The sequence below is a fragment of the Pseudomonas sp. YeP6b genome (genome assembly GCF_025642995.1).
GTDB lineage: Bacteria > Pseudomonadota > Gammaproteobacteria > Pseudomonadales > Pseudomonadaceae > Aquipseudomonas.
Map to the genome: position 1 here is coordinate 3,893,398 of NZ_CP080090.1, position 19,741 is coordinate 3,913,138.

7 protein-coding genes are annotated in these 19,741 nt (G+C 61.7%); 5 read left to right on the forward strand and 2 right to left on the reverse strand.

Annotated features, from left to right (window positions below; translation table 11 throughout):
• Window positions 1-111: 111 nt before the first annotated feature.
• The 3 genes from pvdM to KZH41_RS17485 are packed head-to-tail and all read left to right on the forward strand — an operon-like array spanning window position 112 to window position 3,663.
• On the forward strand, window positions 112-1,461 hold the full coding sequence (gene pvdM, locus KZH41_RS17475) for a pyoverdine-tailoring dipeptidase-like protein PvdM (RefSeq protein ID WP_263273277.1): 1,350 nt from the start codon (window positions 112-114) through the stop codon (window positions 1,459-1,461).
• A gap of 18 nt (window positions 1,462-1,479) precedes the next feature.
• Window positions 1,480-2,760, forward strand: a complete 1,281-nt coding sequence (locus KZH41_RS17480; RefSeq protein ID WP_083358707.1) for an aminotransferase class V-fold PLP-dependent enzyme — start codon at window positions 1,480-1,482, stop codon at window positions 2,758-2,760.
• Window positions 2,761-2,790: 30 nt separating this feature from the next.
• Window positions 2,791-3,663, forward strand: coding sequence for a formylglycine-generating enzyme family protein (locus KZH41_RS17485; protein ID WP_242150303.1), 873 nt, complete (start codon window positions 2,791-2,793; stop codon window positions 3,661-3,663).
• Window positions 3,664-3,969: 306 nt separating this feature from the next.
• Here KZH41_RS17485 and KZH41_RS17490 read toward each other — a convergent pair whose 3' ends face one another.
• Window positions 3,970-4,797, reverse strand: coding sequence for a N(5)-hydroxyornithine transformylase PvdF (locus tag KZH41_RS17490; protein ID WP_242150306.1), 828 nt, complete (start codon window positions 4,795-4,797; stop codon window positions 3,970-3,972).
• A 201-nt stretch (window positions 4,798-4,998) separates the two neighbouring features.
• On the opposite strand from KZH41_RS17490, the gene KZH41_RS17495 reads away from it, so the two are divergent.
• The gene (locus tag KZH41_RS17495; RefSeq protein ID WP_242150309.1) at window positions 4,999-6,651 is read left to right on the forward strand and encodes a cyclic peptide export ABC transporter; all 1,653 of its coding nucleotides are present in this window, start codon (window positions 4,999-5,001) and stop codon (window positions 6,649-6,651) included.
• Window positions 6,652-6,805: 154 nt separating this feature from the next.
• Window positions 6,806-9,184 carry a TonB-dependent siderophore receptor gene (locus KZH41_RS17500; protein ID WP_318654888.1) on the forward strand — a complete coding sequence of 793 codons (2,379 nt, stop codon included), beginning with the start codon at window positions 6,806-6,808 and terminating at the stop codon, window positions 9,182-9,184.
• Window positions 9,185-9,319: 135 nt separating this feature from the next.
• Here KZH41_RS17500 and KZH41_RS17505 read toward each other — a convergent pair whose 3' ends face one another.
• A complete protein-coding gene (locus KZH41_RS17505; RefSeq protein WP_412548772.1) occupies window positions 9,320-19,738 on the reverse strand; it encodes an amino acid adenylation domain-containing protein in 10,419 nt (3,472 codons plus the stop codon).
• Between the last annotated feature and the right edge of the window lie 3 nt (window positions 19,739-19,741).

Sequence of the window (19,741 nt, forward strand, 5' to 3'; positions counted from 1 at the left end):
TAGAACGTTTGCAGCCCCGGGAAATTTACCGCAGCGCCCACCAGGCCTAAATTTCCCCCGCCATGGCTCGTTCTTCCCTGATAGCAAAGGCCTCAACTGACTGAGATGGCAATGACAAAACCACGTTCGAAAAAGGCGCTGTTAATCGGCCTGCCGCTGGCATTGGCCATCGGCGCCGGGGCTGGCTTTCTGATCTGGGACCACTGGTTCCGGGGCAATGCCGGTTACCCGCTGGAGGTGATCAAGCAAGCCAATGAAATGCAGGACCGCCTGCTGTCGTTCGACAGCCACATCACCGTGCCGATGGATTTTGGCACCGCAGGCAACGAGGCCGACAAAGATGGCAGCGGCCAATTCGACTTGGCCAAGGCCGCACGCGGGCGCTTGTCGGGCGCCGCGCTGACGATTTTCGGCTGGCCGGAAATCTGGAACGGGCCCAACGCGCCGCACAAACCCACTGACGGTTTTGTCGAGGAGGCCCGCCATGAGCAGGAGGTGCGCTACAAGATCATCTCCGGCATGGTCCGCGACTTTCCCAACGTGGTCGGCATTGCCTACACCCCGGACGATTTCCGGCGCCTGCATGGCGAGGGCAAGTTTGCGGTATTTATCAGCATGCTCAACGCCTACCCGCTGGGCGATGACCTGAACCAGCTGGACCTGTGGGCGGCGCGCGGCATGCGCATGTTCGGTTTCAGCTATATCGGCAACAACGCCTGGTCCGACTCATCCCGCCCACTGCCGTTTTTCAATGACACCACCGACGCCCTCGAAGGGCTGTCGCCCATCGGCCAGCAAGCGGTGCATCGCCTCAATGACCTGGGCGTGATCATCGATGTGTCGCAAATGTCGACCAAGGCCCTGGAACAGGTGGCGCAACTGAGCCGCACACCGATGGTGGCGTCCCACTCGGCACCGCGCGCCTCGGTGGATATCCCGCGCAACCTCAGCGACAAAGAACTGCAACTGATCAAGAACAGCGGCGGCGTGGTGCAGGTGGTGGGTTTCCCGGCCTATTTGCGCCCGCTGAGCCAGCCAACCCAGGAAAAACTCAACGCCCTGCGCGCGCGTTTCGACTTGCCGCCGCTGCCAGACCTGGCCATGGCCTTGATGCCCGGCGACGCGATTATCGCCGCCTGGTCCGAGCAGAAGTTCGGCCAGTACGCCCAAGGCCTGTACGGCATTCTTGAAGAAGAACCCAAGGCCACCCTCAAGGATTGGGGCGATGCCATCGACTACACCGTGCGCAAGATCGGCATTGATCACGTCGGCATCTCGTCAGACTTCAACGACGGCGGCGGCATTCAGGGCTGGGAGAACGTCGGCGAGGTGCGCAACGTCACCGCCGAACTGATCCAGCGCGGTTATTCCGAAGCCGATATCGCCAAACTGTGGGGAGGCAACTTCCTGCGGGTGTGGGACCAAGTACAAAAAGCCGCCAAGCCATTGGCCAACCGCTAACCACTTAGAAGCAAGTCCATGACCGACCGCCGTACATTTCTCAAGCAGGCCGGCGTATTCGCCGCCAGCCTGCCGATGGGCGCCGCCCTCCTCCCGCAGGCCCTGGCCGCCGAGCCGGCACCCACTACAAACGACCCATGGACGGGGCTCAAACAACTGTTCACCCAGGACCCGAATTACCTGCATTTTTCCAACTTCCTGGTCACTTCACATCCCCGGCCCGTGCGCGAAGCGATTGACCGCTACCGCCAACAGATCGACCGCAACCCCGGCCTGGCGATGGACTGGGGCCTTGAAGAAACCTGGATACGCGAAGGCCAGGTGCGCGAATGGGCCGGCCGCTACCTGAACGCCAAGCCGCCACAGATCGCGCTGACCGGCAGTACCTCGGAAGGCCTGGCGATGATCTACGGCGGCATCAAGCTTGGGCCCGATCAGGAAATTCTCACCACCGAGCACGAACACTACGCCACGCAGAGCGTGCTGGATTTTCGCGTCGCCCGGCAAGGCACGCAGGTGCGTCGAATCCGCTTGTTTGAGAATGCCAGCCAGGTCTCCAGCGACGAAGTACTGGGCAACATCAAGCGTGCCATTCGCCCCAATACCCGCGTACTGGGCATGACCTGGGTGCAATCGGGCAGTGGCGTGAAGCTGCCCATCGGCGAGATCGGCACGCTGGTCGAAGAACTCAACCGCAACCGTGACGAGCAGGACCGCATTCTCTACGTGGTCGATGGCGTGCATGGCTTCGGCGTGGAAAACCTCGACTTCCCGGCCATGCACTGCGACTTCTTTATCGCCGGCACCCACAAATGGATGTTCGGCCCGCGCGGTACCGGGCTGGTCTGCGCGCGTGACGCCGAGAACAAATACGTCACGCCGATGGTGCCGACCTTCTCCGAAGACACCAACTTCGCCACCACCATGACCCCTGGCGGTTACCACGCCTTTGAGCATCGCTGGGCGGCGGACGAAGCCTTCAAACTGCACCTGCAACTGGGCAAGGCGCCGGTGCAGGCGCGTATTCACGCACTCAACACCGAGCTCAAAGACCAATTGCTGGCCCACCCGCAGATCGAACTGGTCACGCCGCGCAGCCCCGAGCTCTCGGCAGGCTTTACCTTCTTCCGGGTCAAGGGCCAGGACAGCGAAGCCGTGGTCGCGCACATGATGAAAAACCGCGTGGTGATCGATGCAGTGGACCGCGATGTCGGCCCGGTGATTCGCACCTCACCCGGCCTGCTCAACAGCTCGGATGAGATCCAGCGCTTCATGACCTTGCTGAGCCAACGGTTGTGACCCCACTTTCCCTTTGAACGAGATGCCCACATGACTCCATCCCGACTCAAGCCCCTCACTGCCCTGGCGCTGACCGCCCTGTGCGGCGCGCTGTTGCCCGGCCTGGCCCAGGCCGCCACCCCGCAGCCGGGCAAAGTATTCAAGGACTGCAAGGACTGCCCCGAAATGGTCGTGCTGCCTGCCGGCACCTTCACCATGGGCACCCCTGAAGACGAAGTCGGCCGCGAGCCGGATGAAGGCCCAATGCATGCGGTGACCTTCGCCAAACCCTTCGCCATGAGCCGCTTCCACGTCACGGCCGCAGAGTGGGACAGCTACGTGCGCCAGACCGGGGTCAAGATCGCCAATGGCGACGACCGCCCCGGCCGCGAATGCATCGCCAGCAAGCCGCGCTACCCCCAAGGCCCGCGCCAGCCGGCGGTGTGCATGGACATGGACGACATCAAGAACTACGTGGCCTGGCTGTCGAAAAAGACCGGGCAGAAGTACCAGATGGTCAGCGAAGCACAACGTGAATACGCCGCCCGCGCCGGCTCAACCGGGCCCTTCCCTTTCCCCTTCGATGAAGGCAAGGGCTACAGCATCGCCGAGCATGCCAACACCTACGGCCCGGCGGATGGCTACAGCTACTCTTCGCCGGTGGGCAGCTACCCGCCGAATGCATTCGGCATGTACGACATGCACGGCAATGTCTACGAGCGGGTTGCCGATTGCGAGCATCCCAACTACATCGGCGCACCCACCGACGGCAGCGCCTGGGTAGAGCCGAACTGCGAGAGCTACCAGATTCGTGGCAACGACTGGGGCGAGGCACCCGTGTTTTCGCGCTCGGGCAACCGCAACAACATCTACCCGCACACGCGCGGTGACTGGATTGGGTTCAGGGTCGTGCGCGAACTCTAAGACCACCACCTTTCAAAGGCGGGAGCGGGCTTGCTCGCGAAGGCAGTGTGTCAGCCACCTGATGCATCGACTGATTCACCGCTTTCGCGAGCAAGCCCGATCCCACATTTTACCCTGGGTACATCAGGTAGAAATTCGCGGCAATGACTAGAGGGATACGCGAACGCTGCAGCGGACACTATCAATTGTGGGAGCTGGCTTGCCTGCGATAGCGGTGGATCAGGCAAATAATCTCAGGTGGCCTGCCGTCATCGCAGGCAAGCCCGCTCCCAAATTTTGATCTGTATGCACCCAATAGGGTTAGGTTCAGGCCTGCTTGGCCAACAACTCCAACCCTTCATGCAGCGCCGGGAATAGGCTGTTGTTGAAGTTATTCCAGCGCAGTTCGAGGATGGTGTCCTCGGGCGAAATCTCGGTTTTGAGTACATCGTGGAACACTTCACCGGAGTCGATGCCGTTATCCACGTAGTGGAACGACGCCCCGGTGAGGTACAGCGGCTCCGACGGCGTGGTGGCCTTGGTCGCCCAGTCCACCACGGTTTGCCCGCGCGCGCCGTACAACGCATTCCAGGTGGCGTAAGCGCCACGGCGTTCGTAAGGCGATTCGATGCGGGTGATGCCTGGGTGGATATTCATGATCCGCCGTGCAAACGGCGCCCCTGGGCGCACCAGCTCATCCAGAATCACCAGCAGACCATCCAGCACGACGATATCGGCCTTTAACTCCACCAGCGTGTCATGCAGGCGACGCTCGAAATCCTGCTTGCCCGCAATGTGCTCGGCGCTGCCGCGCGGCAGGCGGCGATAGGTGGATGGCACGCTCAGCAACAGGTCGTTGACCAAGCGCCCCTGCACCTGCAAGTCCGCCGGGTACAACCACTGGCGGCCTGGCTTATAGGCAAAACCGTAATCGCTGACCAGTTGCTGATCACGCGGGTTCTGCTCGTCATCGTCGTACACCACGCCGACCAGGTTGTAAGTCTCGCCCAACGGCGTGTCGTTCAGCGAACCCACCAGAAACTCCAGCACCGACTTCATGTAGCGCGCGTGGTCCTTGTAGGCCACCGGCTGCCCGGCCTTGTCGGCGGCGGCATTTCTCAGGGACCAGACATACACCAGGTTCTTTTTCGTCATTGTTTCGCTCTCGCTGAATGGACTGCGCGCCGTGTCGATACACGTGCGCCTACAGCACAAGAACGAACCAGCCCGGCGGCAATTTATCCCGCGCCGCCAGCAAAGGGCACGCCGCGCTAAATACTCGCGCCAGCGCTTCGTTTGTCATGGGTAAGGGTCTGTGTGCCCAGCCCCCTCTTTTTGACTTTCCGGGAAGTATTTATGACCGACCCCAAGCGCGGCGCCTTCAAAGGTTTGCTCGCATTGCTCAGGCCTTTTCGCACTATCGTGACGGTCTCCGTCGCCCTGGGCATGGCCGGCGGCCTGGCCATCACGTTGCTGCTGGCGACGATCAATAACGCCCTGCATTCCACCACCGGCATGACCCAGGGCGTGATCCTGACCTTTGCCGCGCTGTGCCTGTTGGCGCTGACCAGCTCCATCGTCTCGGATATCGGCACCAACTATGTGGGCCAACGGATCATCGCCGCCTTGCGCAAGGACCTCGGCGAGAAAGTGCTGTCGGCGCCCATCGAGCAGATCGAGCGCTACCGCGCCCACCGCCTGATTCCGGTCCTCACCCACGACGTCGACACCATCAGCGACTTCTCCTTCGCGTTCACGCCGCTGGCCATCGCCACCACGGTGACCCTCGGCTGCCTGGGCTACCTGGCCTACCTGTCGGTGCCGATGTTCCTGATGATGATCGTGGCCATCGTCATCGGCAGCAGCGTGCAGTTCATCGCCGGCCACAAGGGCATCCGCGGTTTTGACGAAGCCCGCGACCTGGAAGACGAACTGCAACGCTACTATTCAGCGATTGCCTCGGGCGCTAAGGAGCTGCGCATCCACCGGCCACGACGCTACCGGATGAACACCCACCGCATCCAGGCAACCGCCGACCAGATCAGCGCTATCCAGGTGCGCTCGGTGAATATTTACATCGTGGCGAAAACCTTCGGCTCGATGCTGTTCTTCGTGGTCATCGGCCTGGCTCTGGCCATGCAAGCCTACAACCCCAACCCGGACCCTGCAGTGATCACAGGCTTCGTGCTGGTGCTGCTGTACATGAAAGGCCCGCTCGAACACGTGGTCGGTTACCTGCCGATCATCGGCAAGGCGCGGATTGCCTTTGCGCGCATCACCGAGTTGTCGGATCGCTTCTCGTCCCCCGAGCCACACTTGTTGATGGACGGCAGCGAAGCGCCGACACCGGTGGTCAACAGCCTTGAATTGCGCGGCATCAGCTACAGCCCGCCGCCGGTGGAAGGCAGCGAGCCGTTCCACCTGGGGCCGATCAATCTGAGCATCAAGCAGGGCGATATCGTGTTTATCGTCGGCGAGAACGGTTGCGGCAAGACCACCCTGATCAAGCTATTGCTCGGTCTGTACCAACCCGACGCCGGTGAAATCCGGCTTAACGGCGACACCGTGACCGACCCCGTGCGCGATGACTATCGCCAATTGTTCACCACGGTATTCGCCGACTACTACCTGTTCGACGACCTGGTCCAGGGCAGTGCCACGCAATCGCTGGACAGCGCCGCCAAGTACCTGGAGCGCCTGGAAATCGCGCACAAGGTCAGCGTCAAAAACGGCGTATTCAGCACCACCGACCTCTCCACCGGCCAGCGCAAACGCCTGGCGCTGGTTAATGCGTGGCTCGAAGAACGCCCCGTGCTGGTGTTCGACGAATGGGCGGCCGACCAGGACCCGGCGTTCCGCCGCGTGTTCTACACCGAGCTGCTCCCAGACCTCAAACGCCTGGGCAAAACCATCATTGTGATCAGCCATGACGACCGCTATTTCGATGTCGCCGACAAGTTGGTGCGCCTGCGTGCGGGCAAAGTGGTGCACGAGATGGAACCGGCGTGAAATTTCTTTTCCGGTTTCTTCGGATAGGAACGTCTCACTAGTGGTAATGAGAATTGACCTCAATAAACACTAAGAACTGCCCACTTAACACCTAGAAGAGAATGCATCCATGCCAGCAACGTTCGGTCTGAGTCCCTTGAGCAAGGCACTCTCCATGCGCCGCCTCTTGAACATCCCTATCCTGCCCAGCAGCCTTGCCTTTGCAATGGCGTTGCCGGTGGCGGGTTATGTGCAGGCTCAGGAAATCGAATTGAACGTGCCTGCACAGCCGCTGGGGAGCGCGCTTCAGGAATTCGGCCGCCAGACCAATTTGCAGGTGCTGTACAGCCCGACCGATGTAGAAGGCAAACGCAGCCACCCGATAAAGGGCAAGTTACAACCCAGCCAGGCCATGACCACCTTGCTGACCGACACGGGTATCAGTTACGACCTGCAAGGCAACTCGTTTACCATCAGTGCAGCTAGAACGTCGGCACTGGAGCTGGGCGCGACCCAGGTGACGGCCAACCAGCTGGGGACCATCACTGAAGGTTCCGGCTCCTACACCCCCGGCACCATTGCCACCGCGACCCGCATGGTATTGAGCCCACGCGAGACGCCGCAGTCGATCTCCGTGGTGACCCGACAGGCCATGGATGACTTCAACCTCAAGTCCATCGACGACGTCATGCGCCACACGCCGGGCATTACGGTCGCGACCTATGACAGCGAGCGCACCAGTTACTTCTCCCGTGGCTTTGCCATCCAGAACTTCCAGTACGACGGCATTCCGATTCTGCAGGATGCCCAGTACTCCTCGGGCCACACCCTGACCGACACCGTGATCTACGACCGCGTCGAAATCCTCAAGGGCGCCACCGGCCTGCTTACCGGTGCCGGTGGCCCGGGCGGTACCATCAACATGGTGCGTAAAAAACCCACATCGGAATTCAAAGGCTATGTCGACTTGGGCGCGGGGTCCTGGGACAACTATCGCTCGGAAATCGATGTCAGCGGCCCGTTGACCGAGTCCGGCAATGTGCGCGGCCGTGCTGTCGCGGCCTACCAGGACAAACACACGTTCCTCGATCACTATCAGCGCCAGACCAACGTCTACTACGGCATCCTCGAATTCGACCTGGCGCCGGATACGCTGCTGACCATTGGCGGTGACTATCAGGACAGCAACCCACAGGGTTCCAGTTGGTCCGGTGCGGCCTCGTTGTTTGACTCGGCCGGTAACCGCATCAGCACGCCGCGCTCCTTCAACAACGGCGCCAAGTACAGCAAGTGGAAGCAGTACACGCGCACGGCCTTCGCGACCCTGGAACACACGTTCGACAACGGCTGGGTCGGCAAGGCGCAGTACAACCACCAGATCAACGGTTATAAAGCGCCGCTGTCGGCCCTGCTGTCGCCAGACGCGGTCACCGGCAAAGCCTCGCTGCTGACCCGTACCTACATCGGTGAAACCACCAGTGACACCGGCGACTTGTATGCCACCGGCCCATTCAGCCTGTTCGGGCGTGAGCATGAGCTGGTCGTCGGCACCTCGGTCTCGCGCTCGCGCTGGCTGGGCAACGACTACACCAACGCCACCAACTACAACAACAGCCACGACTACTTCAACTGGGACGGCGACGCCCCCAAGCCGGACCGTGGCCCCCGGACCAAAAAGAACGACGAGCTGACCCGCCAGAGCGCCGGCTACATCACCGGGCGCTTCAGCCTGGCAGATGACCTGCACCTGATCCTCGGAACCCGGGTCAACAACTACGAAGTCAGCGGCACCAGCCAGGTCAAGGACACCGGCAAGGTCGTGCCTTACGCCGGCCTCACCTATGACCTCAACGACAACTTCTCGGCCTACGCCAGCTTCACCGAGATCTACCTGCCGCAAGACGACTACCGCGACCGCAACGACAAGCCGCTCGAACCGGATGAAGGCAAGAACTACGAGATCGGCATCAAAGGTGAGTTCTTCGATGGCCGCCTGAATTCGAGCCTGGCGTACTTCGAAGTCCACGAGAAAAACCGCGCAGTCGACGACGTCGCCTATATTCCCAACAGCCACCCAGGGTTGGATTACGCATCTCTGGGCACCGAAGCTAAGACCAAAGGCTACGAGGCGGAAATCTCTGGCGAACTGGCGCCGGGCTGGCAGTTGCAAGCGGGTTATACCCACAAGATCATGCGCGACAAACAAGGCCAGAAGCTCTCCACCTGGGAACCGGAAGATCAGGTCAATCTCTACACCAGCTACAAACTGACCGGCCCACTGGACAAGCTGACCTTGGGCACCGGCGTGCGCTGGCAGGGTACCGGCTGGAAACTGCTGAACAACTACGCCAAAGGCACTACGGAAAACTTCTCCCAGGACCCGCTCTGGGTAGTGGACGCGATGGCCCGCTACCAGGTGACCAAGAGTGTCTCGGCGACCCTTAACGTCAACAACATCTTCGACAAGAAGTACTACACCAACATCGGCTTCTACAACTCGGCCTACTACGGTGACCCGCGTAACGTGATGCTCAGCACCCGCTGGAACTTCTGATCTAGCACAAAACCCCTGGTCATCGCGGATGACCAGGGGTTTTTTATTGCCCGCTGAAAAGGCCCTGTGCTGAATAACCCGCATAAAAAAACGCCCCTGGGCACCTGTCCAGGGGCATTGCTTTTACACGGGGTGTTACTTCATTGCATCGGCAAAGCTCTGCACGAACGCGGCGTTATCGATGATTCGATCATGGGTAGAGTCGATCAACACTGACTGCTCAATGCACGGCCAGCCCATGACCTGCTCCATGCTTGCTTCTATCAACTGACGATGCTGGCCAGCCCGGCTCGCGGCGGCCCACCAGCAACTGATCGGCGCGTTGATCGGCTTGAAGTCGGCATCCTTGAGGCGCTGGCCCAGGGCGCGATCCAGCGCCCAGGAGATCTGCGCTTCATCCCCATCAAGCAAGGAGTTCTTGATCTCCAGAAAGGTCTCACCCAGCGCACCTTCGGCCCAGGCGCTGAAGGCCTGCCATTGCTGCGCCTCTTCACCAGCAACCGTCTGGCTTTGCAACCAGGCAACCTGGATCGACTGGCTTGAGTCCGGGAACATGACCTGTAACAGCTCCACGCGACGTTGATTGACCGGCAACTCACTGTCATCCGCCACCACCGCCGTGTCCCAGTAGGCCCTGAGCCAATACGGCGGCGATGCGTCGATCCAACCGACAAGCTCCACCACCCGCCCAGCCTGCTCCAGCGCGTAAGCGACTTCCATGGCCAAGTTGCCGCCCAGGGACCAGCCGGCCAAGCGATACGGGCCTTGCGGCACGGCCTCGAGCAGCTGTGCGGTGTAGTCCTCCACCATGGCCTGCCAGGTGGGTACTTCACTGCCCTCATCGACCAGTGCCCGGCTGATCACGCCAAGCACCGGCCGCTGCTCACGCAGCGCCAGGCCGATGGCCTTGTAGCAATGCACCGAACCGTAGCTGGGGTGGAACAGGAACAGTGGCGTGCCTTGGGTCTGACTGTTGAGTTTGACGATCAGCGAGTGGCGGGTGTCGCCGCCCAGGCACGCCACCTGCCCCGCCACCGTCGGGTTGAGCATTAATTGGCTGACTGACAGCAATGTCCCGGTAGCCTTGCGGATGCGCTCCTTGAGCATCAGCACCAGCAGCGAGTGCCCGCCCAGCTCAAAGAAGTTGTCATTCAAGCCCACTTGTTCGACGCCTAGGACCTCGCTCCAGATAATCGCGAGGCGCTGTTCCAATGGGCTCTGCGGCGCCTGATAGGCACGCTCCCGTTGATCCGCACCGGGCCTTGGCAATGCCTTGCGATCCAGCTTGCCATTGGGGCTTAGAGGCATCTGCGCCAGCAGCACCCACTGCGCCGGCACCATGTAGTCAGGCAGATGCGCCAGGAGATACGCGCTGAGAGACGCGCGCCAGTGCTCGCTCGGGGCCTGCAATACCAGATAGCCCACAAGCTGCTTGCCGTCGATAACCTGCACCGAGGCCTCTTGCACCTGTGGATGTTCGAGGATGCGCGCTTCAATCTCGCCCAACTCGATACGCAGGCCGCGCAGCTTAACCTGATGATCCAGGCGCCCCAGGTATTCGATAACCCCGTCGGCGCGCTGGCAGACGCGGTCGCCGGTGCGGTACAGACGCTCTCCCGACTTGAAAGGTGAAGCAATAAACCGTTCGGCCGTGAGCCCCGGGCGCCGATGATAGCCGCGCGCCAGCCCGATGCCGCCCAAGTACAATTCGCCCGCCACGCCCACGGCAACCGCCTGCAGATCCGCATCCAGCACGTAGGTCCGCAGGTTGGCGATGGGTTGGCCAATGGGCACCGTGTCACGCCCTTCGTCAACGCAAACCCAATGGGTCACGTCGATAGCCGCTTCAGTTGGGCCATACAGGTTATACAAGGCAGCCTGCGGCAGCTTGGTGAATACCTGCTGCTGCGCATCCACCGGCAGCGCTTCGCCGCTGCACACGATGCGCTGCAAGGTCTGACAGGTGCCCACCGTGGTGTCTTGCAGGAACGCCTGCAGCATCGACGGCACAAAGTGCAGCGTGGTAACGCGTTCGGCGTTAATCAGCGCCACCAGCCTGGCGGGGTCGCGATGATCACCGGGGGCGGCGACCACCAGGCTTGCGCCCGTCATCAGCGGCCAGAAAAACTCCCACACCGAGACATCGAAGCTGAACGGGGTCTTTTGCAAGACCGTGTCACTGGCACTCAACGCGTAGGCTTGCTGCATCCAGCACAAGCGGTTGGTCAGCGCCAAGTGCCGGTTACCTGCGCCTTTGGGCTGGCCGGTGGAACCGGAGGTGTAAATCATGTAAGCCAGGTTTTCGCCAGACAGTGCTATGCCAGGGTTCGTATCGCTGTAACCCTCGAACCCGGACTCTCCCACTACCAGGCATTCCAACCCTGGGGAAATCGGCAGTTGCTCGAGCAAATGCGCCTGGGTCAGCAGCAGCTTCACGCCACTGTCTTGCAGCATGTAGGCCAGGCGCTCGCGCGGGTATTCAGGATCGAACGGCACATAAGCGCCACCGGCCTTGAGCACCGCCAGCAGGCCGACGACCATTTCAATCGAACGCTCGACGGCGACCCCCACCAACACATCCGGGCCGACACCCGCCGCCATCAGACAATGGGCCAGACGGTTGGCGCGGCGGTTGAGCTCAGCATAGGTCAGGCGCTGTTCGGCAAAGACCAACGCCTGCGCATGCGGGGTACGCTGGGCTTGCGCTTCGATCAACTGGTGAACGGGCTGCTGCGTGTAGCCCTGCTCGGTCGCGTTCCAGTCTTGCAGCGCCACCCGTTGCTCAGTGCGGTCCAGCATCGGCAGTTGGCTGACGCGCTGCTGCGGGTCGTCGAGCATGCCTTGCAAGATATTCTGCCAGTGACCAAGCATGCGCTGGAGCATCGCCGGCTCGAACAAGTCAGTCGCATAGGTGAGTGTGGCCCAGATGCCATCCGCCGATGCCTGGGTGTCCAGGCTCAGGTCGAACTGCGCGGTCTGGCTGCCCCAGTCCAAGCCTTCCACACGCAAGTCAGGCAAGTGTCGGCCCTGGGTGGCCAGGCCTGCATCGTTCTGGTGGTTGAACAACACTTGGAACAAGGGGTTATGGCTCAGGCTGCGCTCCGGCTGCAACGCTTCGACCAATTGCTCGAACGGCAGGTCCTGGTGGCTCTGGGCATCCAGGCTGCGGCGCTTGACCTGCTGCAGCAACTGGCGAACGGTGAGTTGCTCGTCGAATTCGGCCTTGAGCACTTGGGTGTTGACGAAAAAACCCACTAGACGTTCGACTTCGACACGGTTGCGGTTGGCGATCGGCACCCCGACGCGGATGTCGCGCTGGCCGCTGTAGCGATACAACAGGCCCTGGAATGACGCCAGCAACAGCATGAACACCGTCACACCTTCGCGCTGGGCCAAGGCGTTGAGCCCAGCGGCCAATTGCGCCGGCAACTCGACGTCCAGGCTCGCGCCACGATAGCTTTGCACCGCCGGACGCGCACGCGCAGTCGGCAGCTCCAAGACCGGCTGTTCGCCCCCCAGCAGCGCGCGCCAATACGTCAATTGGCGCTCGCGCTCCCCGGCCGCCATCCACTGGCGCTGCCAGTGCGCGTAATCGGCATACTGCAACGCCAACGCCGGTAACTGCGCCACCTCACCCTGGCGGTAAGCGCCGTACACCTGCACCAGCTCATCGACCACCACCTGCATCGACCAACCATCGGAGACGATATGGTGCTGCACCAGCACCAGCACATGCAGGTCCTGCGCCAGGCGCATCAGCGTGACGCGCAGCAGTGGCCCTTGTTGCAGGTCGAAAGGCCGCGCAATTTCGGCTTCCACCTGTTGCTGTAGCGTAGCTTCAAGGGCATCTACCCGCGCAATCAGCACCGGCTCGGCCGGGCGAATCACTTGCACCACGCGCTCATCCTGCTGATTGATACAGGTACGCAAGCTCTCATGCCGTGCGACCAGTGCGTCAAAGCTGCTCTGCAAAGCCTGCTGATCCAGCTGACCGCTCAGGCGCAAAATGCTCGGAATATGGTAGGCAGCGCTGTGGGGGTCCAGTTGCCAAAGAAACCACTGGCGCTCCTGAGCAAAGGACAGCACTAACGGCTGATCGCGCCCGACCGCCACCATCGTCGGCGCCAGGTCACGATCAGCGGCCTGCAGCGCCAGCACAAACCCTTGCAGTTGCGGCTGTTCAAACAAGGTGCGCAGTGACACTTCGCGCTCAAGCAGTTGCCGCACGCGAGAGATCACCTGCATGGCCAGCAACGAGTGCCCGCCCAGCTCGAAGAAGTGGTCAGTCAGGCCAATACGCTCGGCCCCCAGCACCTGCGCCCAGATCGCTGCCACCTGCTGCTGCAACGGCGTGACCGGTTCAACCCACACACCCTGCGACTGCGCCGTATCCGGCGGCGGCAGCCCCTTGCGGTCAAGTTTGCCGTTGGGGGTCAACGGCATTTGCGCCAGGAACATGAAATGCGCCGGCACCATGTAGTCCGGCAGGCAGGTTTTCAGAGCGCGGCGCAGGGCTTCGCGGAACTCGGTTTCGTTGACGTGGGCGGTTGCCGCTACGACATACGCCACCAGTTGCTTACCACTCGGGCTTTCCTGGGCCACAACCACGGTTTCACCGACGCTGTCCTGTTCGCGCAAGCGCGCTTCGATCTCGCCCAGTTCGATACGGAAGCCGCGAATTTTTACTTGATGGTCGACACGGCCGAGGTAATCCACCACACCATCCGCACGGCCACGGGTCAGGTCGCCGCTGCGATACACACGACTGCCGGGCTTGCCGAATGGGTCGGGTACAAAACGCTCGGCGGTGAGGGCCGGGCGCTCCAGATAACCACGGGCCACGCCCTCTCCGCCCAGGTACAACTCGCCGGCCACGCCAATCGGTTGCAGGTTGAGTTGTGCATCCAGCACATAGCCGCTGCGGTTGCCCAGCAGTGTGCCGATGGGTGCGTAAACGGCACCGCATGGGTCGCCTCGACGGGCTTTCCATAGCAGCGGCGTGACCACGGTTTCGGTCGGGCCGTAGCCGTTGAACAGGTAAGTCGGTTTCAGCGCGCGCCATGCCAGGTCGTAACTGGCTTGAGCGACGGCATCGCCGCCAAAACAGTAAACGCGTACCGCCGGTGGGTTACCGTCGCGTTCGGCATGCTCAGCCAACTGTTGCAGGTACACCGGCGGGAACACGGCCATCGTTACGTTGTGACGGTGCATTTGTGCGTAGGTGTATTCCGGCAGCCACAGGCTGTCATCGCGGATCAAGACGCTGGCGCCATTGATCAGCGGGTGCATCCAGCCTTCGTGGGAACCGTCGAAGGCGAAGGACATAAAGTGCAGTTCGCAATCGGCCGGGCTGGTTTCGTAGCGCTCGCCGGTGGCGATGATGTGCGCCACCAACGGGCCGTGGGAAACGGCCACGCCCTTCGGCATGCCGGTGGAGCCGGAGGTGTAAATCACATAGGCGAGGTTGTCGCCGTCCAGGTCGACTTGCGGCGCGGTGTCGCTGTAACCGCTCCACTCCTCTGTTCGGTCAATGGCCAAGGTAGCCAGGCCATCGGCGACCGGCAGTTGCTGCAAGGCACTGGTGTGGGTCAGCAGCAGTTTGGCGCGACTGTCTTGCATCATGTACAGCAGGCGATCACGCGGGTATTCAATGTCCAGCGGCACGTAGACGCCACCGGCTTTGAGCACGGCGAGGAACGCCACCATGATTTCGGCACTGCGCGGCATGGCAATCGCCACGCGCACTTCCGGGCCGACACCACGGGTGATCAGCGCGTGAGCCAGGCGATTGGCTTGGCGGTCCAATTCGCCGTACGTCAGGGTCTGCGCATCGAATTTAACCGCCACGGCATCCGGGTTTTCCCGTGCACGATCAGCGACCAATTCATGCACCAAACGCTGCGCCGAGAAGCCCGAGTCAGTGCGATTCCACAGCTGCAGAATGTGCTGCTGCTCGTCATAGTCCAGCAGCTTCAGTTGGGCAACGGTTTGCTGCTGGTCAGCAACCATCGCCTGCAACAGGTTCTGCCAATGGCGCGCCATGCGCTCGATGGTCGCAGGCTCGAACAAATCGGTGGCGTAGCCCAACGAGGCCCACAGGCCTTCTGCGCTTTCATGCACATCCAGGTCGAGGTCGAAGTGCGCGGTACGGCGCTCCCACTCCAGGCCTTCAATGTGCAAATTCGACAGCGTCTGCGACGGGGCGCCCAGCCGCCCTTCGCTCTGATAGTTGAACATCACCTGGAATAACGGGTTGAGGCTCAGGCTGCGCTCCGGCTGCAAGGCTTCCACCAGTTGCTCGAACGGCAGGTCCTGATGGGCCTGGGCATCCAGGGCACGCTGTTTGACCTGGGCCAGCAGCTCGGCAACCGTAAGGTGCCCGTCGAGGTCGGCCTTGAGCACCTGGGTGTTGACGAAGAAGCCAATCAGGCGCTCGGTCTCGACCCGATTACGGTTGGCAATCGGCACACCGACGCGAATGTCCTGTTGGCCGCTGTAGCGGTGCAGCAACGTCTGGAACGAGGCCAGCAATAGCATAAACATCGTCACGCCCTGGGCCTGAGCTAGAGCTTTAAGGCTCTGGGCCAGGCTGACGGGCAATGGCACATCCAGACGCGCACCGCGATGGCTCTGCTGCGCGGGGCGTTGGTGGTCGAACGGCAACTCCAGCACCGGCTGCTCGCCACCCAACAGTTCGCGCCAGTAGGCCAGTTGGCGCGCCTTCTCACCGGCTTCCATCCAAGTACGCTGCCATACGGCAAAGTCAGCGTACTGGATCGGCATCACCGGCAATTGCAACAACTGGCCCTGGCTGAACGCCTGGTAGAGCTGCACCAGCTCGTCGATCATCACCTGCATCGACCAACCGTCGCAGACGATGTGATGTTGCACCAGCACCAGTACATGCTCGTCCGCTGCCACGCGCAGCAACGTCACACGCAGCAACGGCCCTGCTTGCAAGTCGAACGGCCGCGCGATTTCGGCTTCAACGTGCGCCTGCACGTCGGGTTCTTGCACGTCAACGCACGGGATGGGTAACGCCATCTGCGCGCGAATAACCTGCCGTGCAGCGTCCGGTTGCGGTTCGATGTACGTGCGCAGGCTTTCATGGCGGGCGACCAACACATCGAAACTGCGCTGCAACGCGGAGGTATCCAACTGTCCCTTGAGGCGCAAGGTACTGGGGATATGGTAAGCGGCACTGCCGGGGTCCAGCTGCCAAAGGAACCACTGGCGCTCCTGGGCATAGGACAGCGGGAACGGTTGATCGCGTCCGACCGCAACCAGTGCCGGCGCCTGTTCGCCCACCACCGCCTCCGATGCGTGCAAGGCGGCGGCAAAGCCTTCGAGGCGCGGTTGTTCGAATACCAGTTTGAGTGGCACTTCACGGCCCAATGCATGGCGCAGGCGTGAGACCACCTGCATCGCCAACAGCGAATGGCCACCCATTTCAAAGAAGTGATCCGTCAGCCCTACCCGTTCAGCACCAAGGATTTGAGCCCATACAGCAGCAACTTGCTGTTCCAGCTCAGTCACCGGCGCGACCCAGGCCTGCAGCGATTGGCAGGCATCAGGTTTGGGCAGTGCCTGACGGTCCAGCTTGCCGTTCGGGTTCAACGGCATGCGATCAAGGAAGACCAAGTGGGCCGGCACCATGTAGTCCGGCAGCTGTTCACGCAGCGCGGCCTTGAGCGCTTCGGCGTCTTGCTGCTCGGCGACCAGGTAGGCCACCAGTTGATTGTCGGCCGCCAGCACCAAGGTTTCGCGCACACCCGGCTGGGCCAGCAACAGCGCTTCGATTTCGCCCAGTTCGATACGCAAACCACGGATTTTAACTTGGTGGTCGACCCGCCCCACATACTCAATGACGCCGTCGGCGCGGCACCGCGCCAGGTCGCCGGTGCGGTAGAGGCGCTCGCCGGTGTCACCGAACGGGTCCGGCACAAAGCGTTCAGCCGTGAGCACTGCGCGGTTCAAATAGGCGCGTGCCAAGCCACGGTGGCTGGCGATGTAAAGTTCGCCCACTGCGCCCAACGGCGCCAGGTTCAGGTCGCGGTCCAGCACGTACAGGGCACGACCTGGCAACGCGCGGCCAATCGGGCTGGCCGTGGCGCCGATGATTTCACTGGCGGATGTGCAGTCCAGCACACTCGACACCACCGTCGCTTCAGTCGGGCCATAGGTATTGAGCAATCGTACATGGCCCAGGCCGGCTTTTAACCATTGCGCCGGTCCCTCCAGCGGCATGGCTTCACCACCGATATGCACCTGGCGAAGCGCGCCGTAAGCGCGCGGCCCGGTGGCCAGGCAATCGAGCAGGAACAGGTTCCAGTAGGCGGTTGGCAGATCGGCCAGGGTAATGCCCTGGGTGATGATTTCCTCATACAGCCGCGCGCTGTCCCATAACTCGGGGCCGCGCAGAATCACCGTGGCACCGTGGGTCAGTGCCGGGTACAACTGCTCGACAAACCCATCGAAGTTCAGGGTCGCAAACTGCAGCACGCGATCTGCCTGGGTCAACTGCGAATAACCGGCGGCAATACTGGAGAATTCAGTGAGTGCCGCGTGATTGATCGCCACGCCCTTGGGCTTGCCGGTGGAACCGGAGGTGTAGATCACGTAAGCCAGGTTCTGCGGATCGACCTGGACCTGGGGGTTGTGCTCAAAGCGGCCTTGCAGGTCGCCATCGAGGCGATCGAGATCCAGCCGCTCAATGTGTTCCGGCAGCGGCAACGGCACTGACGATTGACACACCACCAGGCGCACAGCGCTGTCTTCAAGCATGTGCAACAGGCGCTCGCGCGGGTATTGCGGGTCCAACGGCACATACGCACCACCGGCCTTGAGTACCGCCAGCAGGCTAACCACCATCGCAAACGAGCGCTCCACCGCCACGCCCACCATCACTTCGGCGCCGACGCCTTGGTCGATCAGATAATGGGCCAGGCGGTTGGCTTGCCGGTTCAGCTCGGCATAGCTGATGGTTTGCTCACCCAGGCACAGGGCGATAGCCTCCGGCCGTTGCCGCGCCTGCACCTCAAACAGGCTCTGCACGCCCGTCGACTCTACGAACGCGGCAGCAGCGTGATTCCAATCGTGCAACACGCGGCGCTGCTCATCCTTGGTCAACATCGCCAGTTGCGCGACGCGATTTCCCGCGCGCGCGACGACCGCCCGTAACAGTGCCTGCCAATGCTGCGCCATGCGCTCAACGGTGGCCGCGTTGAACAGGTCGGTGGCATAGGTCAACGAAGCCGCCAGGCCTTCGGGTGACTCCTGAGTGTCCAGGCTGAGGTCAAACTGCGCGCTCTGATCACCCCACTCCAAAGCCTCCAACGCCAAGCCTGGCAATTGCTGCGCAGCACGCGTTTTATGGCCTTCGGTCTGGTGGTTGAACATCACCTGGAACAACGGGTTGTGGCTCAGGCTGCGTTCGGGCTGCAAGGCCTCGACCAACTGTTCAAATGGCAAGTCCTGATGACTCTGCGCTTCCAGGGCGCGCTGCTTGACCTGCGCCAACACCTGGCTGAAAGTCATTTGCCCGTCGATATCCGCTTTCAGCACCTGGGTGTTGACGAAAAACCCGATCAGACGCTCAGTTTCTGCGCGATTGCGGTTGGCAATCGGCACGCCGACGCGGATATCCGACTGGCCGCTGTAGCGATACAACAGCGTCTGGAACGACGCCAGTAACAGCATGAACAGGGTCACGCCCTCACGCTGCGCCAATGCCTTGAGACCATTGACCAGCGCTGCCTCCACGCTGACATCCAGGCGTGCGCCACGGTAGCTCTGAACCGCCGGCCGTGGGTGGTCCAACGGCAACTCCAGCACTGGTTGCTCACCGCCCAACCGCTCACGCCAGTAACCCAGCTGGCGCTCTTTCTCGCCAGCCTCCATCCAACTGCGCTGCCACAGCGCATAGTCCGGGTATTGAATCGGCAACGCGGGCAGTTGCACGTCTTTGCCCTGGCTGTAGGCGACATACATCTGCACCAGCTCATCGACCATCACCTGCATCGACCAGCCATCAGACACGATGTGGTGCAACACCAGTACCAGCACATGCTCATCCGGTGCCAGTTGCAAGACCTTGACCCGCAGCAAGGGGCCTTGCTCCAGGTCGAAAGGATGGGCAATTTGCGCTTGCACCCAGGCCTCAAGTTGCGAGGCATCGCCCGTTTCATAAGCAACCTCAACCTGCTGGTGCGGGCGGACCACCTGCAACACCCCGTCGACGTCCTGCTGCAGATGGGTACGCAGGCTTTCATGGCGGGCAACCAAGGCATCGAAGCTGCGCTGCAAGGCCGCCCGATCCAGTTGGCCTTTCAAGCGCAACGCTCGCGGCAAATGGTAGGCAGGGCTCTGCGGCTCCAGCTGCCACAAAAACCACTGCCGCTCCTGGGCATAAGAGAGTCGCAGCGGCTCGCCTTCCTGACGCTTGAAAACCGGGGCAATCTCAAACAGGTTGATGCCTTGCTGCTTGAGCATTACCGCCAACGCTTTCTTTTGTTGCGCCGAAAGTGACCCTACCGACTCGATTAATGCTTGCACGCC